This window comes from Bradyrhizobium niftali, from assembly GCF_004571025.1.
GTDB lineage: Bacteria > Pseudomonadota > Alphaproteobacteria > Rhizobiales > Xanthobacteraceae > Bradyrhizobium > Bradyrhizobium niftali.
Map to the genome: position 1 here is coordinate 95,459 of NZ_SPQT01000008.1, position 25,268 is coordinate 120,726.

Annotated in this window: 27 protein-coding genes, 1 tRNA gene and 2 pseudogenes; 12 read left to right on the plus strand and 18 right to left on the minus strand. The window is 65.0% G+C overall.

Features of this window, described 5'->3' with window-relative positions; translation table 11 throughout:
• Nucleotides 1–20 precede the first annotated feature (20 nt).
• From E4K65_RS16540 to E4K65_RS16550, 3 genes are all read left to right on the plus strand, one after another.
• Complete coding sequence (locus E4K65_RS16540; RefSeq protein ID WP_167770868.1) at nt 21–3,131, plus strand: bifunctional diguanylate cyclase/phosphodiesterase; 3,111 nt, start codon at nt 21–23, stop codon at nt 3,129–3,131.
• A 24-nt stretch (nt 3,132–3,155) separates the two neighbouring features.
• Nucleotides 3,156–3,404 carry a nucleotidyl cyclase domain-containing protein gene (locus E4K65_RS16545; RefSeq protein WP_235885655.1) on the plus strand — a complete coding sequence of 83 codons (249 nt, stop codon included), beginning with the start codon at nt 3,156–3,158 and terminating at the stop codon, nt 3,402–3,404.
• A 13-nt stretch (nt 3,405–3,417) separates the two neighbouring features.
• Nucleotides 3,418–3,494, plus strand: a tRNA-Arg gene (locus tag E4K65_RS16550).
• A 27-nt stretch (nt 3,495–3,521) separates the two neighbouring features.
• Here E4K65_RS16550 and E4K65_RS16555 read toward each other — a convergent pair.
• Entirely contained in the window at nt 3,522–3,731 is a 210-nt protein-coding gene (locus E4K65_RS16555) for a hypothetical protein (protein WP_135175087.1), read from the minus strand.
• Between the two features lie 213 nt (nt 3,732–3,944).
• On the opposite strand from E4K65_RS16555, the gene dinB reads away from it, so the two are divergent.
• Nucleotides 3,945–5,045 (plus strand): DNA polymerase IV, encoded by a 1,101-nt coding sequence (gene dinB / locus E4K65_RS16565; RefSeq protein WP_135175088.1) that lies wholly within the window; start codon nt 3,945–3,947, stop codon nt 5,043–5,045.
• A gap of 152 nt (nt 5,046–5,197) precedes the next feature.
• On the opposite strand, the gene E4K65_RS16570 is transcribed toward dinB, so the two are convergent.
• The 3 genes from E4K65_RS16570 to E4K65_RS16580 form a co-directional block, all read right to left on the minus strand.
• Entirely contained in the window at nt 5,198–5,491 is a 294-nt protein-coding gene (locus E4K65_RS16570; RefSeq protein WP_135175089.1) for a hypothetical protein, read from the minus strand.
• Nucleotides 5,492–5,697: 206 nt separating this feature from the next.
• Complete coding sequence (locus E4K65_RS16575; protein ID WP_135175090.1) at nt 5,698–5,991, minus strand: DUF1330 domain-containing protein; 294 nt, start codon at nt 5,989–5,991, stop codon at nt 5,698–5,700.
• A 25-nt stretch (nt 5,992–6,016) separates the two neighbouring features.
• A complete protein-coding gene (locus E4K65_RS16580; protein WP_167770883.1) occupies nt 6,017–6,706 on the minus strand; it encodes a DNA-3-methyladenine glycosylase I in 690 nt (229 codons plus the stop codon).
• Between the two features lie 210 nt (nt 6,707–6,916).
• Here E4K65_RS16580 and E4K65_RS16585 point away from each other — a divergent pair, with 210 nt between their 5' ends.
• Nucleotides 6,917–7,744 (plus strand): metallophosphoesterase family protein, encoded by an 828-nt coding sequence (locus E4K65_RS16585; RefSeq protein ID WP_135175092.1) that lies wholly within the window; start codon nt 6,917–6,919, stop codon nt 7,742–7,744.
• Here E4K65_RS16585 and E4K65_RS16590 read toward each other — a convergent pair.
• The 5 genes from E4K65_RS16590 to E4K65_RS16610 form a co-directional block, all read right to left on the minus strand.
• Nucleotides 7,683–8,171, minus strand: coding sequence for a Crp/Fnr family transcriptional regulator (locus E4K65_RS16590; RefSeq protein ID WP_027542104.1), 489 nt, complete (start codon nt 8,169–8,171; stop codon nt 7,683–7,685). The genes E4K65_RS16585 and E4K65_RS16590 overlap by 62 nt on opposite strands.
• Before the next feature lie 82 nt (nt 8,172–8,253).
• Nucleotides 8,254–8,790, minus strand: a complete 537-nt coding sequence (locus E4K65_RS16595; protein WP_135175093.1) for a GNAT family N-acetyltransferase — start codon at nt 8,788–8,790, stop codon at nt 8,254–8,256.
• A gap of 121 nt (nt 8,791–8,911) precedes the next feature.
• Complete coding sequence (locus E4K65_RS16600; RefSeq protein ID WP_135175094.1) at nt 8,912–9,652, minus strand: di-trans,poly-cis-decaprenylcistransferase; 741 nt, start codon at nt 9,650–9,652, stop codon at nt 8,912–8,914.
• Nucleotides 9,653–9,680: 28 nt separating this feature from the next.
• Nucleotides 9,681–10,055: a winged helix-turn-helix domain-containing protein gene (locus tag E4K65_RS16605; protein WP_027542101.1), complete on the minus strand. Its 375-nt coding sequence runs from the start codon at nt 10,053–10,055 to the stop codon at nt 9,681–9,683.
• The gene (locus tag E4K65_RS16610; protein WP_027542100.1) at nt 10,042–10,659 is read right to left on the minus strand and encodes a hypothetical protein; all 618 of its coding nucleotides are present in this window, start codon (nt 10,657–10,659) and stop codon (nt 10,042–10,044) included. The genes E4K65_RS16605 and E4K65_RS16610 overlap by 14 nt, the downstream gene beginning before the upstream one ends.
• A gap of 193 nt (nt 10,660–10,852) precedes the next feature.
• On the opposite strand from E4K65_RS16610, the gene E4K65_RS16615 reads away from it, so the two are divergent.
• Entirely contained in the window at nt 10,853–12,097 is a 1,245-nt protein-coding gene (locus E4K65_RS16615; protein WP_135175095.1) for a S1C family serine protease, read from the plus strand.
• Nucleotides 12,098–12,329: 232 nt separating this feature from the next.
• Here E4K65_RS16615 and E4K65_RS16625 read toward each other — a convergent pair whose 3' ends face one another.
• The 4 genes and pseudogenes from E4K65_RS16625 to E4K65_RS16640 form a co-directional block, all read right to left on the minus strand.
• Nucleotides 12,330–13,067 carry a DUF899 domain-containing protein gene (locus E4K65_RS16625; protein WP_135175097.1) on the minus strand — a complete coding sequence of 246 codons (738 nt, stop codon included), beginning with the start codon at nt 13,065–13,067 and terminating at the stop codon, nt 12,330–12,332.
• Nucleotides 13,068–13,088: 21 nt separating this feature from the next.
• Nucleotides 13,089–13,421, minus strand: a pseudogene (locus tag E4K65_RS16630) (SRPBCC family protein); the annotation flags it as partial.
• A gap of 11 nt (nt 13,422–13,432) precedes the next feature.
• Nucleotides 13,433–13,909, minus strand: a complete 477-nt coding sequence (locus E4K65_RS16635) for an ArsR/SmtB family transcription factor (RefSeq protein ID WP_167770869.1) — start codon at nt 13,907–13,909, stop codon at nt 13,433–13,435.
• Nucleotides 13,910–14,155: 246 nt separating this feature from the next.
• Nucleotides 14,156–15,130, minus strand: a complete 975-nt coding sequence (locus E4K65_RS16640) for a Bug family tripartite tricarboxylate transporter substrate binding protein (RefSeq protein WP_135175100.1) — start codon at nt 15,128–15,130, stop codon at nt 14,156–14,158.
• A gap of 125 nt (nt 15,131–15,255) precedes the next feature.
• Here E4K65_RS16640 and E4K65_RS16645 point away from each other — a divergent pair, with 125 nt between their 5' ends.
• Both E4K65_RS16645 and E4K65_RS16650 read left to right on the plus strand, forming a co-directional pair.
• Nucleotides 15,256–15,666, plus strand: a complete 411-nt coding sequence (locus tag E4K65_RS16645) for a VOC family protein (RefSeq protein ID WP_135175101.1) — start codon at nt 15,256–15,258, stop codon at nt 15,664–15,666.
• Nucleotides 15,651–15,893 (plus strand): annotated as a pseudogene (locus tag E4K65_RS16650) (AMP-binding enzyme); the annotation flags it as partial. The gene E4K65_RS16645 and the pseudogene E4K65_RS16650, both read left to right, overlap by 16 nt.
• A 102-nt stretch (nt 15,894–15,995) precedes the next feature.
• Here E4K65_RS16650 and E4K65_RS16655 read toward each other — a convergent pair.
• The 3 genes from E4K65_RS16655 to E4K65_RS16665 form a co-directional block, all read right to left on the minus strand.
• Nucleotides 15,996–17,090 carry an HD-GYP domain-containing protein gene (locus E4K65_RS16655; RefSeq protein ID WP_135175102.1) on the minus strand — a complete coding sequence of 365 codons (1,095 nt, stop codon included), beginning with the start codon at nt 17,088–17,090 and terminating at the stop codon, nt 15,996–15,998.
• 440 nt (nt 17,091–17,530) lie between these two features.
• Nucleotides 17,531–19,816 (minus strand): xanthine dehydrogenase family protein molybdopterin-binding subunit, encoded by a 2,286-nt coding sequence (locus E4K65_RS16660; RefSeq protein WP_135175103.1) that lies wholly within the window; start codon nt 19,814–19,816, stop codon nt 17,531–17,533.
• Nucleotides 19,813–20,304: a (2Fe-2S)-binding protein gene (locus E4K65_RS16665; protein WP_135175104.1), complete on the minus strand. Its 492-nt coding sequence runs from the start codon at nt 20,302–20,304 to the stop codon at nt 19,813–19,815. Before E4K65_RS16665 ends, E4K65_RS16660 begins: the two co-directional genes overlap by 4 nt.
• 312 nt (nt 20,305–20,616) lie before the next feature.
• On the opposite strand from E4K65_RS16665, the gene E4K65_RS16670 reads away from it, so the two are divergent.
• The 4 genes from E4K65_RS16670 to E4K65_RS16685 all read left to right on the plus strand — a co-directional run bounded on the left by E4K65_RS16670 (nt 20,617) and on the right by E4K65_RS16685 (nt 23,315).
• Nucleotides 20,617–21,381 (plus strand): alpha/beta fold hydrolase, encoded by a 765-nt coding sequence (locus E4K65_RS16670; protein ID WP_135175105.1) that lies wholly within the window; start codon nt 20,617–20,619, stop codon nt 21,379–21,381.
• A gap of 25 nt (nt 21,382–21,406) precedes the next feature.
• The gene (locus E4K65_RS16675; protein ID WP_135175106.1) at nt 21,407–21,748 is read left to right on the plus strand and encodes a hypothetical protein; all 342 of its coding nucleotides are present in this window, start codon (nt 21,407–21,409) and stop codon (nt 21,746–21,748) included.
• A gap of 175 nt (nt 21,749–21,923) precedes the next feature.
• Nucleotides 21,924–22,598 carry a dienelactone hydrolase family protein gene (locus E4K65_RS16680; RefSeq protein ID WP_135175107.1) on the plus strand — a complete coding sequence of 225 codons (675 nt, stop codon included), beginning with the start codon at nt 21,924–21,926 and terminating at the stop codon, nt 22,596–22,598.
• A 234-nt stretch (nt 22,599–22,832) separates the two neighbouring features.
• Nucleotides 22,833–23,315 (plus strand): hypothetical protein, encoded by a 483-nt coding sequence (locus E4K65_RS16685; protein WP_135175108.1) that lies wholly within the window; start codon nt 22,833–22,835, stop codon nt 23,313–23,315.
• A gap of 151 nt (nt 23,316–23,466) precedes the next feature.
• On the opposite strand, the gene E4K65_RS16690 is transcribed toward E4K65_RS16685, so the two are convergent.
• Together E4K65_RS16690 and msrA are read right to left on the minus strand one after the other, a co-directional pair.
• Nucleotides 23,467–24,201: a polysaccharide biosynthesis/export family protein gene (locus E4K65_RS16690; RefSeq protein ID WP_135175109.1), complete on the minus strand. Its 735-nt coding sequence runs from the start codon at nt 24,199–24,201 to the stop codon at nt 23,467–23,469.
• A 289-nt stretch (nt 24,202–24,490) separates the two neighbouring features.
• Nucleotides 24,491–25,147: a peptide-methionine (S)-S-oxide reductase MsrA gene (gene msrA / locus E4K65_RS16695; protein ID WP_135175110.1), complete on the minus strand. Its 657-nt coding sequence runs from the start codon at nt 25,145–25,147 to the stop codon at nt 24,491–24,493.
• Between the last annotated feature and the right edge of the window lie 121 nt (nt 25,148–25,268).

A 25,268-nucleotide genomic window follows, 5' to 3' on the forward strand; every position in this document is an offset into this window, starting at 1 on the left:
TGTTTCTCCAGGGAGGGGGAATGCGCCAGGTCTTTTCCACAGTGGCGGCCGGAATGTCCTTAGCCGCGAAGAACGGCTGGGCGGCCTTGGCGCGGCGTGGTCCTGTCCTGTGGCTGACCCTGTGCGGCGCGCTGCTGGTCGCGGGGATCTTCGCCGTGACCGCCATGGCCGTCGGCGAATTCCGCGAGCGAACCCTCGCCAACCGCGAGCGCGAGCTGGAAAACACCGTGCAGCTGATCGCGCGGCATTTCGATCAGCAATTCGAGGATTCCGACGTCGTCGCCGCCGATCTGATCGGGCAGATGAATCTGCCGGGGATCACCTCGCCCGCGATGTTCCGCGAGCGCATGTCCGGCTCTGCCACAAACCAGATGCTGCGCAGCAAGATCAGCTCGGTCTCCTATCTCGGCGACATCGCGATCTACGATGCGGACGGCGAGCTGATCAACTGGTCGCGGGCCCAGCCGCTGCCCAAGATCAACATCTCATCGCGCGCCTACTTCCAGACGTTCAAATCCGATCCGATGGCCGAATCGGTCATCCTGGAATCCGTCCGCAGCTTCATCATCGGCAAATGGACCACGGTCGTCGCACGACGGCTGAGCCTGCCGGACGGCACGTTCGTCGGCGCGATGGTCCGGCGGATCGATCCCGACAGCTACCAGAACTATTTCGCATCCGTGGCGCTCGCCGAAGGCACGGCGATCTCGCTGTTCGATCGCGAAGGCAAGATGCTGGCGCGCTATCCGCATGTCGAAGAGCTGATCGGCAGGAGCTTCAAGACGGCGCCGCTGATGCACAAGGTGCTGACCAAGGGCGGCCAGCAAACGCTTCGCGTCAGGAGCCCGGTCGACGGCGAGGAGCGGCTCGGCTCAGCCGCGTCGTTGAAGCATTTCCCGCTGGTCATCGTTGCCACCAACACGATGGCGGCGGCGCTTGCCGACTGGCGGCAGCAGACCGGCTTCATGGTCACGACCGCCGCGCTTTCGGCCGTGGTGATCACGCTCATCCTCTTTCTGATCATCCGCCAGATCAACCGGCAGAACCGCGAAGCCCAGGCGCGGATCGAATCGGAGCGGCAGCGGCTCGACACCGCCCTGAACAACATGTCGCAAGGGCTGATCCTGTACGACGCCGCCGGATACATCGTCACCTGCAACCGCCGCTACGCCGACATGTTCGGCCTCTCCCACGACGTCATCAAGCCCGGCTGTCACATCCGCGAGGCGATGTACCACCGCAAGGAACGTGACGCGTTTGACGGCGATGTCGAGGAATTTTGCGCCGACGTCATGAGGGTCGTCGCCGAAGGCACGGTCTCCACACGAACTCATCAGTTGGCCAACGGCCGCGCCTTCCAGGTCATCAACACACCGCTCGCGCAGGGCGGATGGGTCGCCACGATCGAGGACATCACCGAGCGCCGCAACCTGGAACAGGAGCGCGATCGCAACCACACCTTCCTGCGCGAGATCATCGACCATATCCCCTCGCAGATCACCGTGAAGGATGCGCGTACGCGGCAATATCTGCTGCTCAATGGCGTCGCCGAACAGTTGTTCGGCCAGTCTCGTCAGGATGTTGTCGGCAAGACCGCCTTCGACATCTTCCCCGAGACGCCCGCCGCTCATATCACCGAAGACGACAGCAAGGCGCTGAATTCGGCCAAGGGATTGTTCAAGGACGAACACGCCTGGCAGATGCCGGGCATGGGGCTGCGCTACATCACTTCGACCCGGATCGGCATTCGCGACGAAGCCGGCGAGCCGCGCTATCTCATCCATGTCATCGATGACGTCACCGAGCGGCGGCGCGCCCACGAGAAGATCGCGCATATGGCGCATTACGATGCGTTGACCGACCTGCCGAACCGCGCGTTGTTCCGCGAGCAGATCGAACGCGAGCTGGCGAAGGTCGCCGACGGCGGGCAGTTCGCGCTGCTCTACATCGACGTCGATGAATTCAAGGGCATCAACGATTCGCTCGGCCATCACGTCGGCGACGAGCTGTTGAAGGCGATCGCCACCCGCCTCCGTGGCTGCCTCAAGAAGAGTGACCTGATCGCGCGGCTCGGCGGCGACGAGTTCGCGGTGATCCAGACCGCCATCCGGTCCCGGGCCGACGTGCTGTCCTTCGTGACGCGGATCTACGAGGCGATCCGACAGCCCTATCACTGCCTCGGCCACCAGCTCTCCACCGATGCCAGCATCGGCATTGCGCTGGCGCCGCAGGACGGCAACGATCTCGACCAGCTGATCAAGAACGCCGACCTCGCGATGTACGGCGCCAAGGCCGAGGGACGCCGCACCCACCGCTTCTTCGAGCCGGAAATGGACGCGTGCGCCAAGGCGCGCCTGACCATGGAGCAGGATTTGCGTCAGGCCCTGGTGAACGGCGGCTTCGAGATCCACTATCAGCCGCTGGTCGATCTGCGCTCGGGCGAGGTCTCGGGCTGCGAGGCGCTGCTGCGCTGGCGCCATCCCGAACGCGGCGCGATCTCGCCGGCGGAGTTCATTCCGATCGCCGAGGATACCGGCCTGATCAACGAGCTCGGCGATTGGGTGCTGCGCATGGCCTGCAACGAAGCCGCGACCTGGCCGTCGCATGTGCGGGTTGCGGTCAACGTCTCGCCGGTGCAGCTCAAATGCGACACGCTGGCGCTCAGGATCGCGGGCGCGCTCGCCGCCTCCGGGCTCGATCCGCGCCGGCTCGAGCTCGAGATCACCGAGGCCGTGCTGATCCGCGACGACGAGGCGGCGCTCTCGATCCTGCACCAGCTTCGCTCGATCGGCGTGCGGATCGCGCTCGACGATTTCGGCACGGGCTACTCCTCGCTGAGCTATCTGAAGCGCTTCCCGTTCGACAAGATCAAAATCGACCGCTGCTTCGTCGCCGACATCGCGGAGACGAGCGGCGCGCCCGTGATCGTGCAGGCGGTGGTGAACATCGCCGCCGCGAGCCACATGACCACGGTCGCCGAAGGCGTCGAGACCGAAGCCCAGCGCGAGCTGCTGCGCACGCTCGGCTGCACCGAGATGCAGGGCTATCTGTTCAGCGCGCCGAAGCCGGCCAGCGAGGTGCGAAAGCTGTTCGGCCCGAGCGATGCCGTGCCGGTGGCGGCGGTGGCCTGAGATGGCGAGATCCGCATCGCCGTCATGGCCTTGCGGATCGGCCATGGCGCCAAGGGAGCCGGCGACCACGTCACCCTCAGCGTCGGCGTCGCCGGCCACAGTCCCGGCGAGGCCGACGGCACCCCCGACCCGCTGCTGGGCCTGGCCGGCCAGGCGCTTTATACGGCAAAACGGCTCGGCCGCGACAGCCTGCCGGTTCCTGGCCGCATTGCCCGCAAATCAGCCTCGCCGAACACGGCGGAAGCGGTTGCCCGCCCCTCGCCAATCGGCTAAATGAGGCCCCACTGCACCCGTAGCTCAGCTGGATAGAGCGTTGCCCTCCGAAGGCAAAGGTCACACGTTCGAATCGTGTCGGGTGCGCCAGCCTTGTGGCCGTCTTTACGCCAGCGCCTAGCTGAGCATCGAGATCATCGCCTGGATCTGGTCCGAGGCGGACGTGACCAGTCCGTCGTAGGACGTCTGGCCGTGTGCGGCGGCCTTCAGGATGCATTCGGCCACAGCCGCTTTCAGACCGAAGACCGATTGATGGGCCGGCACGCTCGCCATCACGGTCTCCAGCGCTTGACGCATCGTGTGAATGAGCTCGGAGCTGTATTGCATGGGCTGTCCTCCGCGGGCTCATATTAGATCGCGTGCCCATGCTTGCCACTCACAAGCCTGAGACTGTTCTTTGAACCCGGTCGAGACTGAACGCCTCAATTCAAACGCCAGATGGCCGCATTGAGCAGGCCGGCAAACGCGACCCGGGCTGCGTAAGGCGCGAAAAGCATCCATCACCTCGCGCTTCTCTTTGCCCGATTGTATCATCTCTCCATGAGCGAATCCGACACGGTGACTGGCGACACTTCGCCCGTCCGCAAGATCATCCATATCGACATGGATGCGTTCTATGCGTCCGTGGAACAGCGCGATAATCCGGACCTGCGCGGAAAGCCGGTCGCGGTCGGAGGCTCCGCCGAACGCGGCGTCGTCGCGGCCGCCAGCTACGAGGCCCGCAAGTTTGGCGTTCGCTCCGCGATGCCGTCGGTGACGGCGAAGCGGCAATGTCCCGACCTGATCTTCGTCAGGCCGCGCTTCGAGGTCTACAAGGCGATCTCCAGGCAGATCCGCGACATCTTTGCCGAGCACACGCCGATCATCGAGCCGTTGTCGCTCGACGAGGCCTATCTCGACGTGACGGAAAACCTGCAAGGCATCCCGCTCGCGCGTGACGTCGCGCTGCGGATCCGCGAGAAGATCAAGGCCGAGACGGGGCTCAACGCTTCGGCCGGCATCTCCTACAACAAGTTTCTGGCCAAGCTCGCCTCCGATCATCGCAAGCCCAATGGTCAGTTCGTGATCTCTGCGGAGATGGGACCCGCCTTCGTCGAGACGCTGCCCGTCGGCAAGTTCCACGGGATAGGTCCGGCGACCAGCGCGAAGATGAATGCGCTCGGCATATTTACCGGTCGCGACATGCGTAACCAGACGCTGGAGTTCATGAACGCGAATTTCGGCAAGTCGGGCGCCTATTACTATTGGATCTCACGCGGCGTCGATGAGCGTCCGGTCCGGGCCAACCGGATCCGCAAGTCCATCGGCGCGGAGAACACGTTCTCAACCGACCTCGACGAATTCGACGCGCTGGTCGCCGAGCTCAAGCCTCTCGTCGACAAGGTCTGGCGCCATTGCGAGGCAACCGGCAACCGCGGCCGCACCGTCACCTTGAAGATCAAATTTGCCGACTTCGAGATCATCACACGTAGCAGGTCCGCACCAACACCGGTTGCAGGCCGGAACGATCTGGAACGGCTGGCCTGCGGCCTGCTCGAAGTCGAGATGCCGCTGCCCAAGCGCGTGCGGCTCTTGGGCGTATCGCTGTCTGCCCTGCAAGACGGGGATGATCCGGAGCCGCAGCTGACTTTCGGCATCTGAACCGGATGGACAGGGCGCTCGGCGAACGCGACCTCTTTATCCGCGACGCGTCTCCAAACCTGCCGTAGAGGCAGCAAATACGGGCCATTCGCGAACGGTGACGGGATTTTTCAAACCCGCCACCAATAGAAGTGTCGATCGGCCCGCACCAATCAATGCTTCATCTGCTCGAACACCACGATGACGCCGGTCGGCTCGGGCTCGTGCGCCGTCAGGCGTGTCAGGTCTGCATCGGACCAGTCGGCGAGGCTGACGACTTCGCCGGTCTCGCGTTCTGCACCTGGCGACGGGGTGGGCTCGAGGACCTTGAGTCCGCTTTCGTCGACGAAGAAGGTGTGCTCACCGAACATGCTGTTGAGCTGGGGCACGGCGGGATGCTCGTCGGGCAGCACTTGGGCGCCGAGTTGCGTGATGGTCTGCTTCACCTGCGCGGATGTGAGCTTCATGCGCTGCTCCGTTTCTGTCGTTTCGGGTTTCATTGATTTGGGCCAGAGCGGGCGTTCCCTGCGCCCTGGTTCGCCTGGCTCAAATTTCCGAACGGATGCTGCGCGCAAATGTTCCGGTGAAATGTATTTCGTGATCGCGCGTGGCATCTGCCGCGCTCACGGCACGGGATCGCCACACGATGTCCACGATCTGCCTGTGCGCGGCTCTAATCGGCGGCTTCGACGATCCGGATGTCGCGGTCCGCACCGTCGCCGAGCAAATCATGAGCAGCCTGATAGGCCGGGCTCGCATACGCGGCCTTGGCGCGCTCGACGCTGTCGAACTCGATGAGAACGACGCGTTCCATCTGCCCGAGCTCGAAGGCCGCAGCCGGCACCCCGCGCGCGAGCACACGGCCGCCGGCCGCCTCGATCGCCGGGCGCGACAGCTTGGCATAGGCCGCCATGGCGTCGGGGTTCTTGATCGCGCGGTAGGTGGCGACCCAATAGGCTTTTGCCATTCTTGTTCTCCTTGCTTCTCGTGACCTAATGCTCGCCTCTGACCTCGCCGACCGAGAGCGCGCAGATGCGTGACAGATATGTGTAGGGCAGACCGGTCTCCTCGGCCCAGGCGTTGAACTGCGCCTGCACTTTTGCGAGATCGCCCTTCGACTTCACCTCTTCGCCGATATCGAGGCCGGCACCGCGCAGGCAGGCCACGACGTCCCTGGAGGTCACGAAACCGTCCCAGCCGACGAAGCGCAGCAGCATCTGGCCGGTATTGCCGCCCAGCCGGCTGCCGCGTTTGGTGAGGAGATCGAGCAGGCCGATCTCGTCGGACGACGGCCACTTCGCCAGAAACTTGCCGAAGCTGCCGTGCTCCTTTGCGATCGCCTGGACGAAGGCGGCGTTGTCGCGCACCGACATGATCTTGGCGCCGTTGCGCACGATGCGCGCATCGCGCAGCAGGCCCTCCCAATAGTCTTCCGGCTGGAAGGTCAGCTTGGCCGGCTGGAAATGCAGGAAGGCCTCTTCAAAGCCGTCCCATTTCGAATCGATCACGCTCCAGGCAAAGCCCGCGCAAAACACCCGCTTGGTCATCTCGGCGAGGATGCGGTCGTCGCCGAGCTTCGCGAGGCGCTTGAGGTCGGGCTTAGCGGGCATCAGTCTGTCCAGCGCCTTGGGGCCGCCCTTGCGCTTCTCGGCACGGGCACGGATGGTCTTGAAGGGGGTCATGCGGACACGGGCGGTTGAGGGTGCGCCACGACAGCAGAATTCGATGGTCCGGTCCAGACCTGCGACGCCGGGCGCCTTGCATACCGCGAGACGCCGCGGCATGCTCGCCCTCATTGGATTGACGCGAAGGGGCGGCCGTGCTGGTCTGCTTCTTGCTTTTTTGCCGTTTTGGAATTCCCAGACATTTTCAATCTCGCGAACGGATTTCAAATGCGCTGCCTGGTCGTGGCTGACCTGCACTACGCGCTGCCGCAGTTCGACTGGCTGGTCAGCGCGGCGCCGCAATTCGACCTGGTGATCTTCGCCGGCGATGCGCTCGACATCGGCTCGATGGTGGATTTTCGCGCGCAGATCGTGGTGGTGAAAAAATACCTCGCGCTGCTTGCCGGAAAGACCCGCGTGATCCTCTGCTCCGGCAATCACGACCTCGACGAGCGCAGTGCGGAGGGGGAGAAGATCTCGCGCTGGATCTCGGAGGTGCGGGAGCTCGGCATTGCCTGCGACGGCGACAGCCTCACCATCGGCGACACCCTGTTCACGGTGTGCCCGTGGTGGGATGGACCACTGGTCAAGCAGCGCATCGCCGACCAGCTCCGCGATGCCGCGGCGAGCCGGCCGCAGCGCTGGATCTGGGCGCATCACGCGCCGCCGGCGAATTCGCCGACGAGCTGGGGCGGCAAGCGCTTCTTCGGCGATGTCGAGGTGGTGCAGTGGATCATGCAGTATCAGCCGTCGATGGTGATCTCGGGCCATGTGCACCAGTCGCCCTTCATCACGGATGGCTCGTGGTTCGACCGGCTGGGCCAGACCTGGGTCTTCAACGCGGGCCTGCAACCGGGCCGGCCGCCGACGCATATCGTGCTGGATCTCGATGCCAACAAGGCGTTCTGGCTGGCGGCGGGCGAGGCGCAGTGGATCGACCTCGACGCGCCGCTGAAGCGGCCGGCGGCCTTTGTCGAGGCGCCGCCGGACTGGCTTACATTCTTGGATCAGATTGCCGATCCGAGCCTGGCGAAACCTCAAGCGGCGGCAGGTTGATCATGCTTTGAAGCACTTCGCCGACCATGGCCAGGTGCGTGCCGTGGCCGGCATATTGCCGCTTGAGATCGGCAAGATAGGTATTGGCGGCGTTGAGCCGCTGCGCCAGCGTGCGCGCGAGCAGCAGCGCCACCTCCGGCTTCTGGATGAGGAATGACGCCGCGTCCTCGAACTCATAGATGACCGAATCCGAGCTGGCCCGCACCGTCGCGGTGTGCGGCAGCCCAAGCAGCACGGACATCTCGCCGAACACGGCGCCGGGCTCGGCGATGATAGCGACCACCGTGTCGCTCTTGAGCACTTCGAGCTTGCCCTCGACGAGCACGTAGAGGTGGCCGCTGCTGGTGCCACCCTCGGTGACGACCGACGTGCCGGCCTTGACCTGCCGCTCCGTTCCGCCGGTGCAATGATCCAAAACTGCGCGCATCGCCGAAAGCTCCCATCGCTGGGGATACCCGAGGGATACTAGAGCACGATCCGCGCCACGCGGCAATTCAACCTGCGTATGGCTATCGCGACAGGTGCTTGGCGAGGTGAACCGACTGCCAGTCGCCGAGCCCGGTATCCCTGAACCCGGCCTTCTTCGCCAGGCCGCGCATTTCCGCATTGGTTCGCGCGGTCTCGCCGGCGATCATGTCGTGGCCGAGATCGATCGCGCGCGTTTCCATCGCCGTCATCATCCGGAGGCCGAGACCCATGCGCTGGAACGCATCGGCGACCGAGATGGCAAATTCGCCGTGCCGTGCGGCTGCATCGTAGGCGTAGTGCGTTTCGCCGATGATGGTGCGCTGCCCCTCCTGCCCGAACTCGGCGAGCAGGGTGAAGTGACCGGGACGGTCGGCCTTCGCCACGCATTCGGCTGCGACCACGGCGAGGTCGGCGCGCGCACCCATGAAACGCTTGTTGCGCGAGGTCGTGGACAGGCCGGTGAAATAGACCGACAGGTTCGCCACGTCGGATGCACTGGCGGTCCTGATGCAGACCGTGCCCTTCGCTTCGGCCGGTTCAACCGGCGCGACGACGGCTCCCGGAAGTAGCTGTAGCATGCGTGACGCTCTCGGCGGGTTGCGTGAACCGCAGACCTAGCCGAGACCGTGCACGCTGCGCTTGGACATCGCTGCCAATCATGCGGCTGAAAACGAACAGCTCGTTTCCCTGTGCCGCGCGTCACACACGGGAGAGTGACGGCACCTCCTCGGGCATGATGGCCTGGAGGCCGCCGAAGCGTCGCTCGCGGCCGTGGAACGCGGCGAGGGCCTCGGCGAGATCGCCCGCGTCGAATTCGGGCCACATCCGCTCGGTGAAGTGCAGCTCGGCATAGGCGCCTTCCCACAGCAGGAAGTCCGACAGCCGCTTCTCGCCCGAGGTGCGGATGATGAGATCGACGTCGCGCAAACCGGCCTCGCCGGTGACGAGCTGCGAGAACGCGTCGCGGGTGAGGCTGGTCAGTGCCGCTGCTTTCGCCGCGGCGTTGAGGATGGCATCGCGCGCGGAATAATCGACGGCGATGCGCAGGTGAAGCGTGCTGCCCTGGGCGGTGGCCGCTTCGGCGCGCGCAATCGCATTGGCGATGCCGTCAGGCAGCCGGTCGCGGCGGCCGATCACGGTGAGGCGCACGCCGTTCTTCACCAGGCTCTGCACCTCGTTGGCGAGATAGAAGCGCAGCAGGGTCATCAGCGCGGCGACCTCGGCCTTCGGCCTTCGCCAATTGTCGGTCGAGAACGCGTAGAGCGTCAGCGTGCCGATGCCCTGCTTCGGCGCGGCCTCGACGATGCGGCGGATCGTCTCGACGCCGGCCTCGTGGCCGCGCACGCGCGACAGGCCGCGCCGCGTCGCCCATCGTCCGTTGCCGTCCATGATGATGCCGACATGAAGTTTCTCGTTGCGGGGCGCAAGTTCACTTTGCATTGCAAAGTCTCCGGTCAAAAAAGGACGATCAGGTCGAGACGATACCGAGGCGACCGAGCGGTGGCGCCTCGCGGCCGGCGGCCTTGGCGGCGTCGCGCACCAGCCGCTCGAGCACGGCGAGGTAATCGAGGAAGCGGCGGCGGCCGGCCTTGGTCAGGCGGCAAGTGGTGTGCGGGCGATTGCCCTCATAGCCCTTGGTCACCTCGACGAGGCCGGCCTCCTGGAGCACGGCAAGATGCCGGCTGAGATTGCCGTCGGTCAGGCCGCAGAGCTGCTTGAGGTCGGCGAACGCCAGCCCCTTCGGATGCGCCATCAGCGAGGTCAGAAGCCCGAGCCTCGCCTTCTCGTGGATGACGCGGTCGAGCCCTTCATAGGAAAAAGGCGCGCTGTCAGTCTTCGACATCGTGGTCTCCGGACGCAAAATACAGAATGCCCGCCATCACCGACTGGCCGATCACGAAAGGCAGGCCCATGGTCCATGGTGACAGCGTGTGGGTTTGGCTCGCGAGCACCACGACCGCGAAGCCTGAAACGAAATACCAGGCGCCGGCGAGCGCGACGGTGCGCGGCAGCGAGCGGACGGAGGCGAAGATGCCGAGCGACACCAGGATCTGCCACAGACCCGGCAACAGCCACAGCGTCTCACTCGCAAACTTCCACATCACCACCGCAAGCAGCACGCCGGCAACGCCTGCGGGGAGGAACTGCTCGACCGCCTGGTGGATCATGGCGTCGGCAAGGCCGGAATGATGGCGACGTGAACGCGCGCGCATCTCGATCCCGATCACGAGGACGGAGAGCACGGCGGCGACGAACCAGCCGAAGAAGAAGCCGAGCGGCTCGCCGGTGGGGTCACCGAGCAGCCAGAATTGCAGGATCGCCGTGATCAGCGCGACGGCGCCGGTCGCGGCCATGGTCGCCGGTCCGTAGCCGCGGAACGCCGTGCCGGCCGCGATCTGGCTGCGGATCGCCACAATGTCGGCCAGTGCCTTGTCGAGATCGCGCATCGGCAACGCCAGAACCTCGCTCCACCCACGCCTGTCGGACGTGTTACTTTGTATTGCAAAGTATATAGCCTGGCAAAGTAAAGGCAAGCCGGAAAGTCGCCGCGAGGAGCCTGATCTCGACAGACAACTGCCGGTTGCGCCCCACCTCGTCCCGCGGATAAGATGGATTCAAAACCATTCCGGGGGAGAAAGTATGTGGCTCAAGTCATTTGTCGTTGCGTCTCTCTTGCAGGTAATCGTTGCCGGCATCGCGCATGCGAAAGGACCATTCGGCAGCGTCAATGTCGGCAACTGGATCGGCGGCGCCTTCAGCAATGACGAGACGGGCGCCTTCTCCCATTGCGCGGCGACGACGCCTTATGCGAACGGCGTCATCCTCGTCGTGAGCCAAAATGCCGCCGGCACATGGTCGCTCGCCTTTGCGAGTCCCAGCTACCGCTTCAACAAGGGCGAGAACGCCGCGATCGACGTGACCTTTGACGGGCAGGAGCAAGCCAGGCTGTTCGCCACGGCATACCAGTCCAACATGCTCACGGCCATCATGCCGCTCAACGTCGTGCGTACGTTTCAGAAGGCGAGCCTGATGGTGGCCACAGCCGGCCGCGCCGTTCTGAATTTCGATCTGACCTCGACCGGGCCGGTGATCGCCGCATTGGCCAATTGCGTGACCAAGGTGAAAGCCGACGGGCTCGACAAGGCCGGCGATTTCACCAAGATCGCCGCCAAGCCGCAGCCCGCGCCAGACAAGCAGGCGCCGCCGGCCGGCAGCAAGGCTGCCCGGACCAGGAGCGGCACCGGCTTCGTGGTCAGCGCGAACGGCCACATCGTCACCAACCATCATGTGATCGACGGCTGCGTCGGCGACATCAAGGGCAACCTCACCGGCGAGGCCTCGATGGTGCTGCGCGTCGTGTCGAGCGATGCAAACAACGATCTCGCCCTCTTGCAGGCGCCGTCGACAGTGACATTCAAGGACTTTGCGCGGATTCGCGACCGCTCGTTCCACTCCGGCGATTCGGTCGTCGCGATCGGCTTTCCTTACCATGGCCTGCTCACGTCGGACTTCACCGTGACGACCGGTATCGTGAGCTCGCTCAGCGGCATGCGCAACGACACGCGTTTCCTGCAAATCAGCGCGCCGGTGCAGCCCGGCAATAGCGGCGGCCCGCTGTTCGACACCACCGGTCAGATCGTGGGCGTGGTCACCGCAAAGATCCCCGTACTGCGCATCGCCGCTGCGACCGGCAACATTCCGGAGAACATCAACTTCGCCATCAAGACCGGCGCGCTGCGCGACTTCCTCGACAACAGCGTGGTGCCCTACCAGACCGCGGAGCCGAAGAGCGAGCTCAAGACCACCGACATCGCCGGCAACGCGCGGCCCTATACGATGCTGATCTCGTGCAACGGGACGGAGCAGGCGGACGCGAAGCGGTAGCTATCGGTGCAAGGTACCCTGCCGCGTCATCACCCGCTGTCATTCCCCGCGACCCGGCTACGCCAGGGCTTCGGTCTAGGGGCGCCGAAGCTTCAGCGCAGGCGGCAGGCGGCAGGCGGGGAATCCAGTACGCTGCGGCCTCTCGTCTCTATCACTCCCCTCTCGGAGTACTGGATCGCCCGGTCAAGCCGGGCGATGACACCTTTGATGTGGGCAGAGCGTACCCGCCCCCTCACCCGTGGCAGCACGCATCCTTCGCCGCCTGCGGCTCGTACTGGTCGCGCAGGCGCACCCAGTCCATCGGGTAGGGCAGCCCCTCCTCGTGACGGCCGAGCGGGGTGAGGTCGAGGTACTGATAGGCGGCGTTCATCATGTCGAGGCCGCGGGCGAAACAGGAATAGGTGTGGAAGATCTCGCCGGCCTCGTTGCGGTAGAACACGCTGATGCCGGGCAGCTCGGGGCCGTAGAACGGCGTGGTGCCGAAATTGTACATCGGCTTGCCCGTGGCGATCTGCTCTGGCGAGAACGTCACGCCGTAATCCCGGTTGAAGTCGTTGCTTCCCGACGAAACCCAGTCGAAGGTCCAGCCCATCCGCGTCTTGAAGTCCTCGAGCTTTGCGATCGGCGCCAGCGAGATCGCGACCGTCGCGGTGTCGCGCGCCGCCAGGTGCGGCACCATGCGATCGAGACCGTCGGCCCAGAACGAGCAGCTCTTGCAGGCCGCTTCCCAGTCGGGCGCAAACATCACGTGCTGGACGACGAGCTGCGGACGCCCCTTGAAGAGATCGCCGAGCGTCACCTTGCCGCTCGGTCCGTCGAACACGTAGTCCTTGTCGACCTTGACCCAGGGCAGCGCGCGGCGCTCCTCGGCGAGGCGCTCGCGAGCCACTGTGAGCTCCTTCTCATGCGCCATAAGGGCTTTGCGAGCCGCGATCCATTGCTCGCGCGATACGATCTGATGGGGTTGCATGGCGGTCTCCTCTGACGGAAATCAGGCGACGAAGGCATCGAGCTTATCGAGGAACGAGCTCCAGCCCCGCTGATGATTGTCGCGTGCGGCCTCGTCGAAGAACTGGGCGTGATGAAAGATCATCAGCGTGCCGGCGCTGTCAGGCTTGAACGAGATCGTGACCAGCGATTCGCGCTCCGGCGTCGAGTGCCAGGCCCAGCTGAACACCAAGAGCTCGTTCGGCACGACCTCGCGATAGGTGCCGCCGGCCTCGAAATATTCGCCGTCGTCGCTGACGAAGCTGATGCGGTAGCGGCCGCCGGTGCGAACGTCGAGCTCGGCGTTCAGCGTCGCCGGCTTCATGTTCGGCGGCCCGAACCATTGCGCTAGCTGCGCGGCCTGCGTCCAGGCGGCGTAGACTTTCTCCGGCCGCGCGCGGAGCCGGCGCGTGAGCGTGAGGCTTGGACGTTCGGCTGGACGTTCGCTTGCGCGCTCGGCGCTGCGGGAATCGGCGTTGACGGCTGGGTTGGCCATGTCTCTTCCTCCACGAAGGCGGCAAGACGATCCAGATTGTCGGACCAGTACTGCGCGTAACGATTGAGCCAGTTCATCGCCTGCTCCATCGGCTGCGCGGTGAGCCGGCACGAGACCGTGCGACCGGTCTTCTCGCGCACGATCAGGCCTGCATCCGTGAGCACGTCGAGATGCTTCATGATCGCCGGCAGCGAGACCGGAAACGGCGCGGCCAGCTCGCTCACCGACAGGCTATCCAGCTCGCCGAGGCGGGCGAGAAGCGCACGCCGCGTCGGGTCGGACAGCGCCGCAAAGGTCCGGTCCAGCGTCTCGTCCTGATACTTAACCATGTGGTTTAGTATAAACGCGGACGAACGGCCGTCAAGCGGGAACCCGCGCGCGTGAAGCTGCACGACTGCGTGATCAGGCCGACCGATGTGCAGCGTGAAACGCAACCAGTGCGGCGCAACGAGCCACGCGCGCCGGCGCGGCTCGGGTTGACGCCGGGCCGTTTCATTCCAGATCAACGAGACGACGCGCGCAAGAAAAAAGCCCTGCCGAACGGCAGGGCTCCATTTCCGATCATCGCAAGATCGCTACTCGACCTTCAGGCCGGCAAACTCGACGACCTTCTTCCACTTCTCGGTCTCGGCCTTGATCTCCTCGCCGAACGCCTCGGGGGTCTGCACCCGCGGCTCGCCGCCGAGCTCGACCAGGCGCTTGGTCATGTCCGGCTCCTTCAACAGCGTGTTGATCTCATCGTTGAGCTTGGCGATGATTTCCTTCGGTGTGTTCTTCGGCGCACCCATGCCGAACAGCGCGCTCGCCTCGTAGTCCTTCACGGTCTCGCCGATCGCCGGAACGTCGGGCCGTTGCGGCGAACGCTGCGCGGTGGTGACGCCGATCGCACGCAGGCTGCCCGAACGGATGTGCTGGATGATCGAGGGCATGTTGTCGAACATCACCTGTACCTGACCGCCGATCATGTCGGTGATCGCGAGCGCCGCGCCGCGATAGGGCACGTGCTGCATCTTGCAGCCGGTCATCGCCATGAACATCTCGCCGGACAGATGCACCGAGGTGCCGTTGCCCGACGAGGCCATGTTGACCTTGCCGGGATTGGCCTTCACGTATTCGATGAACTCGGCGACGGTCTTGGCCGGCACGTCCTTGTTGACGGTCAACACGTTCGGCACGCGCTGGAACGAGGCGACCGGCGCGATGTCGCGCACGAAGTTGAACTTCAGATTGGTGTAGAGCGAGGCGTTGATGTAGTTGGCCGGATTGACCAGCTGAAGCGTGTAACCGTCGGGCTCGGCGTTGATCACGGATTCGGTGCCGATATTGTTGCCGGCGCCCGGCTTGTTCTCGATCACGAATTGCTGGCCGAGCTTTTCCGACAGCCGCTGGCCGATCAGCCGCGCCAGGATGTCGGTGGCCCCGCCCGGCGGATAGCCGACCACCCATTTCACCGGGCGAGCCGGATAGTCGGCGGCAAGCGCCTTCGACAGCGGGCTGGCTGCAAGAGGAGTGGCGGCAAGCAGGCCCAGCGCGGTACGGCGAGTGATCATCTCAAGGGTTCTCCCAAGTGTTGTTCTTGAAGGCCGAATATCTTGAAAGTGGCGTCGATGCGGTTGTAACAAAGCTTGCCGCAGGCGGATAGTGTGCGGGGCGCATCACGACGAAAGGATAAGGCATGCCGGTCAAGGTTCACGCCCTCGATCATCTCGTGATCAACGTCGCCGACGTCGCGGTGACAGCGGAGTGGTACCGCAAGATTCTCGGCATGGAAGTCAAGGTGTTCGACCCCGGTGGCGGCAAAGCGCCGCGGACTTCCCTTCAATTCGGTAACCAGAAGATCAACGTTCGGCCGCGCGATGCCGACAAGATCGAGTGGTTCACCGCCGACCACCAGACCGCCGGCAGCGAGGATCTGTGCTTTCTCACCTCCGCCTCGCCCGACGAGGTCGTGGCGCATTTGCAGGCACATGGCGTCGCGATCGAGGAGGGCCCGGTTCCCAAGCAAGGCGCCCGCGGCACGCTGCGCTCGGTCTATTGCCGGGATCCGGACGGCAGCCTGATCGAGATCTCGTCGTACGAGGATTGAGGCGCCTCGCGCTACATCCGATGCTGGACGAGGTGCCGGTCGTCTTCATCATCCCGCACGGCGGTGTCGCGGGCGCGGCGCCGGACCTGCATGACCACGTGATGGCCGCCTGCCGCAAGGGCCTCGCCGACTTCAAGGTGCCGCGCGAGATCAGGCTGGTCGACGACATGCCGCGCTCGACGCTGGAGAAGGTGGCGAAGGCGGAGCTGAGGAAGATGGTGGGGTGATCTTGTAGGGTGGGTTAGCCGAAGGCGTAACCCACCTCTTTGGTATCCGCGGAGACAGAAGTGGTGGGTTACGCTGCGCTAACCCACCCTACGGCACCGGCGTCAGAACGCCCCCAGCGCCACCGGGCGAAACGCCTGCAACAGCTGCTGGTCGAGCTTGCCGCCCATGCCTTCCATCATCGTGAAGGCGCGGGAGTGGGTGAAGGGCATGCGGTAGGCGCGCTTCTCCACCAGTGCGGCGTAGATGTCGACGATCGTGGTCAGCCGCACGATGTCGCTGATCTGGTTCGACGACAGGGCGTTGGGATAACCGCTGCCGTCGAGGAATTCGTGGTGATGCAGCACCACGTCGAGCATCTCCGGCGGGAAGCCGCCTTGCGCGGCGAGCGCGTCATAGCCGCGGCGCGGATGCTGGCGGACCTCGTCCATCTCCTCGTCAGTGAGCTTGCCGGGCTTGTCGAGCAGCGCGGAGGGAACGAAGGCCTTGCCGACGTCGTGCAGCAGCGCGGCGCGGGTCAGGCGGCGCTGGTCGTCCTCGCGCATGCCGAGATGCTGCGCGAAGGCGACCGCAAAGCCGGTGACGAACAGGCAGTGGCGATAGCTGCCGACATGGTGGCAGCCGACCGTGGTGAGCCACTCGCGCAGCGAGGAGTGCTTCATCGCCTTCAGGATCTTGCTTTCGGCGGCGATGACGTCGTCGAAGGTCAGGGGCACGCCGAGCGGCAGCTTCTCGAACATCTTGGCGAGCACCGCGTGCGCCGCCTCGACGCCGCGGTTGAGCGTCTTGCCGCGATCGGTCGCGTCATAGCTGGCGGTGTCGGGAAACGCGGCGCGGATGCGCTGCAGAATGGCGTCGGGCTGAAGCGGCCGCGAGATCGTGTCGGTGGCGCCGAGCGCCCAGGCCTGCATGGTGCCGTGGTGCAGGGCATCGGCGAGCACGAACAGCCGCGGCATCGAACGATAGGCATCGCCGCGCAGCTTGTTGCGCACCCGCTGCACGCTCTCGGGCGAGCGCAGATTGATGTCGACCACAAGGCCGGAGAGATCGCGCGAGGGCGTCTCGGGGATGTCCTGGGTCGTCACCGTCGAGACGTCGCCGACCGCCTTCAAGATGCTGGCAAGCTCGGTGCTCTCGTCGCTCCGGTCGGAGGCGAGAAGAAGCCGGCGTTTCGCGGCGGGTTTGGCTGACGCGTTCATGACTTCCCCAAGAGCGCTGGACCGAGGGCACGGGACTGGATCTGGCCTCAGCCTAAGCCCGATCAGGTTCTCCGGCCCTTAAGAGGCGTGCTCAATGGAACCTTCCGGGATTGCGCGCAATTTTACGGATTTCGGTTCCCATGACGGGTCCCGATCAAAACGGCGAAAACAACCCCATGCACAGTAGAACGGGCCTTGATGACAAAGGGGAATTTCGGACGCTGTCCGTCCCCACCTCCTGCCGTCATCGCCCGGCTTGACCGGACGATCCAGTACTCCGAGACGTCTGTCTGAATCGCTAGGCCGCGGCGTACTGGATGCCCCGCCCCCGTGCGCAATTGCGCACCAGGCGGGCATGACAGCGAGATTGTGGAGACGCCTACCAAAACAAATCCGCCGGAGGTTGCCCTCCGGCGGATGATTTCGCGCAGTCCTCGGCCTTACGCCTTCATCGCGCCCTTCACGGCTTCGGCCGTGATCGGCAACGCCCGCACGCGGGCGCCGCTGGCGTTGAAGATGGCGTTGCCGATGGCGGGAGCGACCACCGTCACGGCGGGCTCGCCGACGCCGGTGGCTTTCTCGCCGTTGGCGATCACGGCGACCGCGACCTCGGGCACCTGGCTCATGCGCAAGGGCGTGTAGCTGTCGAAATTGGTCTGCTCGATGCCACCGTCCTTGAGCGTCGCCTTCTCGTACATCGCCAGCGACAGGCCCCATAGCGCCGCACCCTCGACCTGGGCACGGATGTTGTCGGGATGCACCTGGGTGCCGACGTCGGTTGCGACCGTGAGCTTCTTCACGGTCACCTCGCCCGACGGCGCCACCGCGACGTGGGCGACGCACGCCGTCCAGCTTGCGGTCGCGCGCTCCTGCGACGAGACGCAGGCGACGCCCATGCCCTCGCCTTTCGGCAGTTGCTTGGTGCCGTAGCCGGACAGTCCCATCGCGGCGAGCAGCGTGTTGCGCAGCCGCTGCGCGCCGCCGTCGTTCTTGCCCTTGCCGTCGAGCAGCCCGATGCGGAACTGCGCCGGGTCCTTGCCGGTCGCAGCCGCGATCTCGTCGATCATGCTTTCGACCGCCCAGAAGGTCCAGCCGGGCGCCACCGAGCGGAGCTGCCCGGACGGCGTCGCGTTGTGCGCGAGCTCGTTCTTGATCGCGCGCACATAATGGTTCGGCACGGTGTAGAAGAAGTCGGCCCCGTTCACCGTGAAGGAATCGAGCGGGCCCTTCTTGTCGACCGATGGCGTCAGGAAATCGGGGATTCCCCAGCGCGCGGTCGGCCAGGCCGAGACCACGTCGTGGCTGAGCGCGACGAGCTTGCCGTCGCCGTCCACGCCGGCCTTGACCTTTTGGTAGGTGAGCGGACGCGAGAAATCCATCGTCATGTCGTTCTCGCGCGTGTAGATCACCTTCACCGGCTTGCCGATGGCCTTCGCCGCCTGCACCGCCGGCACCATCATGTCGGCATCGAGCCTGCGGCCGAAGCCGCCACCGAGCCACATCTGGTGCATCACCACGAACTTCGGATCGATCCCGGCGGCGCCTGCCGCAATCGCGCCGGAGCGCGTCGCGAACTGGTTGCCGGAATAGATGTGCAGGATGTCGCCCTTGAACTCCGCGGTGGCGTTCATCGGCTCCATCGGCGCGTGAATGTTGATGCTGGTGGTGTACTCCGCCTCCAGCACCTTGGCCGCCGACCCGAACGCGGCCGAGGGATCGCCATCCTTGACGAAGAACTGGCCGGAATCCTCTAACTTCTGAAGCCGCTTGGCTTCGTCGAGCAGCGACTCGCTCGAGACCTTCGCGTTCGGACCGCCGTCATAGGCGATCTTCAGCGCCGCAGCGGCCTTCTTGGCGTTGGCGTAGGTGCTGGCGACCGCGACGACCCAGCCCGACGTCGTGCCGGTCTTGTCGTCGAGGGTGACGGCCTTGATGAAGCCCGGCACCTTCTTCGCAGCCGAGTCGTCGACCGACTTCACCGTGGCGCCGAAGCGCACCGGCGGCGTCACCACCGCGCCATAGGCCATGCCCGGCAGCATCACGTCGATGCCGTATTTGGCCGTGCCGTTGGTCTTGGAGGGGATGTCGAGCTGCGGCACCGACACGCCGATCATGGTGTATTGATCCGGCGTCTTCAGCTTGATCGCCTTCAGCTCGTCCGGCGTGAAGGTCTTGGTCGCCTTGCCGCTCTTGACCAATTCGGCGAACGACATCTGCTTTTTCGACTTCGGATGCACGATCATGGAATCCCGCACCACGAGTTCCGACGCCGGCACGCCCATCACGGCGGCCGCGCCTTCCGTCAACGCCATGCGGCCCGCGGCGCCTGCGCGGCTCATGGCGTCAAAGTTCATCATGGTCGACCAGCTGCCGCCGGTGATCTGCGCGCCCAGCACGGGATCGTTGAACTTCGGATCGTTGGAGGCGAGCTGCACGCGCATATCGCTCCATTTCGCCCCCAATTCCTCGCAGACGATCTGCGCCATGGTGGAGGCGATGTGCTGGCCCATGTCGGCCTTGCCGCAGGTCACGGTGACGAGACCGTCAGGCGAGATCGCATACCAGACGCTCGGCTCGAAAGTGGCGGGCGCGGCGGCCGATGCCGGATCGATGCCGGGCACGCCGGCATAGCCGAGCACGAGGCCGGTCGCGGCGGTGCCGACGAGGAATGAGCGGCGGCTGAGATCGGTCGTCTCAGGGGCGACGTCGTTCACGTGCTTATTCATGTGGGCCTCCGCTCGTTGCCCGCGGCGGATGCGGTGCGCATCTCGGTAGCTGCGCGCATGATCGCCTTCTGGATCCGCGAATAGGTCATGCAACGGCAGAGATTGCCGTCCATATGTGCGACGACCTCCTCCTTGGTCGGATTGGGATTCTTCGCGAGCAGCGAGGCCGCCTGCATGATCTGCCCGGACTGGCAGTAGCCGCATTGCGGAACCTGCTCGGCGATCCATGCCTTCTGGAGCGGATGATCGCCCTTGGCGGATAGGCCTTCGATGGTGGTGATCTTCTTGCCGGCGACGTCGCCGACCATGGTCTGGCACGAGCGCACGGCTTCGCCGTTGACGTGCACGGTGCAGGCACCGCACAGGCCGGCACCGCAGCCGAACTTGGTGCCGGTCATCTGCAATTGCTCGCGGATTGCCCAGAGGAGCGGCGTGTCGTTCGCCGCATCCACGGACAGACTCCGCCCGTTGATGGTGAGAGTTGGCATAGGCGTCTTCCCCTGCCGGTGCATGAAGCCGCTTACGGCGGCAACTTGTAGCGGACGCCCACCGGACTGGCGTCAGCCTTGGCCGCAAGAATGATCGGGTTCAGGCGCCGAGGCAAATGCAATTTGGAATCGCTCGAAACTATCGCGGCAGCTCAGTGTTGTGCGTTGCGACAACGGCACCCGGCGCAGCGACTGGACGCAACAGAGAAGACGTCGCACATGCGTGCCATCGCGTTCAGGCAGTTTCTTCAAGGTAACCCATCGGGCTAGGATCGACGCGAAAACAGCAACCAACATAAAGAGGCGGGAGACATGCCAAGGATCGATCGGGACGGCGTCGGGATCTACTACGAAGTTCACGGCGACGGGCCGCCGCTGCTGCTCACCCACGGCTACTCATCGACCTCGGCGATGTGGCATGAACAGGTCGATGCGCTCGCGAAGGACCACAAGCTTGTCTTGTGGGACATGCGTGGCCACGGCCAGTCCGACTATCCTGATGACCCCAAGGCCTACAGCGAAGCACTCACGGTCGGCGACATGGCGGCGATCCTCGATGCCATCGGTGCCAAGCGCGCGATCATCGGCGGGCTGTCGCTCGGCGGCTACATGTCGCTGGCCTTCACGCGTGCCTATCCGCAACGCGTCCGCGCGCTGCTGATCATCGACACCGGTCCGGGCTTCAAGAAGGACGATGCGCGCGAGGCCTGGAACGCACGGGCGCTTGCCACCGCCGACAGGCTCGATCGCGAAGGTCTCGACGTGTTGAAGGCGGCGACGCGCGAGCGCGCCACGGCGAGCCATCGCAATGCCAAGGGGCTGGCGCTTGCCGCACGCGGCATGCTGACCCAGCGCGATGCGCGGGTGATCGAGCTCTTGCCCGACATCAAAGTGCCCTGCCTGATCGTGGTCGGCGCCGACGACACGCCGTTCCTGGCCGCATCCGACTACATGGCGGCCAAGATCCCCGGCGCACAAAAGGTCGTGATCCCCGCCGCCGGACACGCCGTCAACATCGATCAGCCCAAGGCATTTGTTGACGCGGTGCTGCCTTTCCTGAAGAACTTGCCGCAATAGGCCGGCCTGACGAGGACTTGAGGCGATGAAGCGAGCGATGTTGGTTGCGGGCGTCATGGCGACACTTTTCCCGGCGTCGGTGCAGGCCGAGCCGTTCGGCACCATGCCGCCGCGCCAGCCCTTCGTCGCGACCTTGTCGAACAACACGCCGCTCGCCTTCGGCATGGACGCCGAGCAGACCGCGCGCGCTTTGGGGCAGCCGCTGCAATATGTGCGGGGTCGTCCCGGCAACGAGATCTACCTCGCGCTTCGCAACCTCGGCGGCAGCGGGCTGATCCCCTACCGCCACCGCCTGTTCCTGCAATTCCGTCATGGACGGCTGGCAGGTTGGAAGGAGGATTACGGCGAGAACTGGATGTGGGAGTGAGAGCGGCCACACAGCCGCCTCCCCTGATCCAGAGGAGCTTGCGAAGCAAGCGTCTCGAAGGATGAAGGCCCCGCTGAAGCGTCTCGGCCTCTATCCCTCGAGACGCGCGCAAGGGCGCGCTCCTCAGGATGAGGAGAGAGATCAGAGTTTGTAGTAACCAAGAAGGACAACCCGCGTGGGACAAGACATCAAACTGACCGCCTCCGACAATTTCCAGCTCGGCGCCTATCGCGCTGATCCCGCAGGCAGCCCCAAGGGCGCGGTGGTGGTGATCCAGGAGATCTTCGGGGTCAATCATCATATCCGCTCGGTCTGCGATCGGCTCGCCGGGGAAGGCTATGTCGCGATCGCGCCGTCGATCTTCGACCGCACCTCGCCGAACTTCCAGTCGGGCTACACGCCCGATGAGATCGCCGAAGCGCGCAAGTTCGTAGCCAATCCCGACTGGGAGGCGATGCTGCGCGACACGCAAGCCGCGATCGATGCGGTCAGAAGCGTCGGCCCGGTCGGCATCATCGGCTTTTGCCTCGGCGGCAGCGTCGCCTTCGTCGCGGCGACGCGGCTGAGCGGCCTCAAGGCCGCGATCGGCTATTACGGCGGCGCGGTCGTGCGCTTTGCAGAGGAGACGCCGAAGGTGCCGACGCAACTGCATTTCGGCGAGAAGGATGCCGGCATCCCCCTGACCGACGTCGAAACCGTCAAGGCAAAACGGCCGGACGTGGAGGTCTTCATCTATCCGGGTGCCCAGCACGGCTTCCATTGCGACGAGCGCGCGAGCTACGACAAGGCGAGTGCCGACATCGCCTGGCCGCGCAGCATGGCGTTTTTCGCGAAACATTTGACGAAGTAGCGCGCGCGACTTTCTTCTCAGTCATTCCGGGATGCGCCGCGAAGCGGTGCAGGCCCGGAATCCATTCCTCCACAAGCGCTGGCGCACGATGGATTCCGGGCTCGCGCTACGCGCGCCCCGGAATGACGAGAGAGGAGAGACGGCGCCGCTCCTCAAGCGGGAATCGGGTGGGCGCGACCTGACGCCCGGCGGTAGGGTTGGCCAATCAAGCCAACACACGCCGGGAGAAACGTCATGCAGCGCGCCAACACGAACCTCGTCATCCGCAATCCCTTCGGCACGATGGACGTCCCGGGCCCGGACGATTCAGAAGTCATGGACTATGCCGCGACCGCAACGCTCGCCGGCGATGGCGCCGACGTCAATGCGGGGCATTGGGCGTCCATTCCGACATCGATCGACCCACTCGAGGGCATCTGGGCCAGTCGCTGGAACGGCGGTGCCGATCCGACCATTGCTGGCGATACGCCGGACACATGGAAGCAGGGCCGCGCGGAAATTCGCGTCGTGGGCGATCGGGTCTATCTCCGCTTCGACTGGGACAATGGCCGCCGGCACGGGCTGATCGACACTGCACGCGAGGGCGCGGGCCGCCTCGTCGGCAAATACATCAACCTGACCAATCCTGCGATCACGCGGCCGTGGATCGGGCGCGTGGTCGATGCGACACGCATCGACGGATGCTTTCCGAACGGGCGGCTGGATTTCAGGAGATAGGTCGCGAGGTCGCCGACATCATGTTCCCTGTCATTCCGGGATGCGCCGCGCAGCGGTGCAGGCCCGGAATCCATCGTGCGTCGGAAATGGTGGAGGAATGGATTCCGGGCTCGCGACTTCGTCGCGCCCCGGAATGACGAAAGAGAGAGAGCTAGAACCAGCGCTCGCCGACGAACACGGTGTCGCCCGGAGCCAACGGCGTGCCGAGCGGAACCACGGCGCGCATGGCGCCGCCGGCTTCGGTGTGCGTCACGGTGACGACGTCGCGCTTGGCGCGGGGCGAGAAGCCGCCGGCGATCGCGACGGCGCTCTCGACCGTCATGTTCGGCACGTAAGGATATTGGCCGGGCGCTGTGACTTCGCCGAGAATGAAGAACGGGCGATAGGCTTCGATCTCGACGGCAACCGAAGGCTCGCGGATGTAGCCGTTGCGCAGGCGCGCGGCGATTTCACCGGCGAGACCCGCCGTGGTGCGGCCACGCGCCGGCACCGCGCCGATCAGCGGCATGGTGATGGAACCGCCGGCATCGATCGCGTAGCTGTTGGTGAGACCTTCCTGGCCGTAGACCACGACGCGCAGCTTGTCGCCGGCATCGAGATGGTAGGAGGCGTCATAGCGGGCCGGCGCGGCGTAACCGACCGGCATCGGCGCAGGCGCGGAGGCAAAGGAATTGCGCAGCGCGCCGATGGCGCCGCCACTGTCAGCGACGACAACCGGCTGCGGTGCGTTGTAGGGCTGGCCATAGGCCATGGAATCGAGATCGGCGCGCGGCTGCATCACCGCGACGGGACCGGCGGTCTGCATGCAGCCGCCAAGGGCAAGCGCGGCGGACGCTGCCAGGGACGCTGCCAAGATCGACCATCGAAACGCGCGTGCAACCGGCACCGGACCTATCCCTCGAAACGAGACGGCTCCAGTGATGCACCGGTTATGGTTAATAAAGCGTTGAACGGGGCTTGGGGTCGCGACGATGCGGACGCGGTGGCAGCCGTACACTCCGTCATACCCGGGCTCGTCCCGCCTGCGCGGCCGAAGCCGCTCCAGCGAGGCGAAGGCCCGGGCATCCACGATTTTTTCTTGCGGCACCAAGAACGTGGATGGCCGGGACATAGGCGAGCGAAGCGACGCCCTCCTTCGGACGGCTATGCCCGGCCATGAGGAGTCTGTAGTTAGCCTACGCGCTCACGCCGACGCCGATCGGGCAGGACACGCCGGTGCCGCCGAGACCGCAATAGCCGGCGGGATTCTTGGCCAGATATTGCTGATGGTAGTCCTCGGCGAAATAGAATGCGCCGGCGGGCGCGATCTCGGTGGTGATGGCACCAAGGCCCTTGGCTGCGAGCGCCTTCTGATAGAGCGCCTTCGACTCATCGGCCGCTTTCCTCTGCGCATCCGAGTAAGTGTAGATCGCGCTTCGGTACTGCGTGCCGACGTCATTGCCCTGGCGCATGCCCTGCGTCGGGTTGTGGCTCTCCCAGAACGTCTTCAAGAGCTTCTCGTAGGAGATCTTCTTCGGATCGAACACGACCAGCACCACTTCGGTGTGGCCGGTGCGTCCCGAACAGGTCTCCTCGTAGGTCGGATTCGGCGTGTGGCCGCCGGCATAGCCGACGGCGGTGGTGTAAACGCCATCGCCAAGCTCCCAGAACTTGCGCTCGGCGCCCCAGAAGCAGCCGAGCCCGAACACCGCCTGCTCGAGGCCGGCGGGATAAGGCGGCTGCAACTTGCTGCCGTTGACGAAATGGGTGGTCGCGGTCGGGATGGCCTGCGCACGGCCCGGCAGCGCCTCAGTTGCGCTCGGCAATGCGGTGGTCTTGCGCATGAACAGCATGGACGGATCTCCGAAGAACGAACTGTCCGTCGCGTGAGCCAACTCGAAAAACCAGGCGCTCAGGCGGCGTGCTCGCGATCAGGTGGGAATATAGGCATTTACGCTCGAAGGGGCAGCCCTG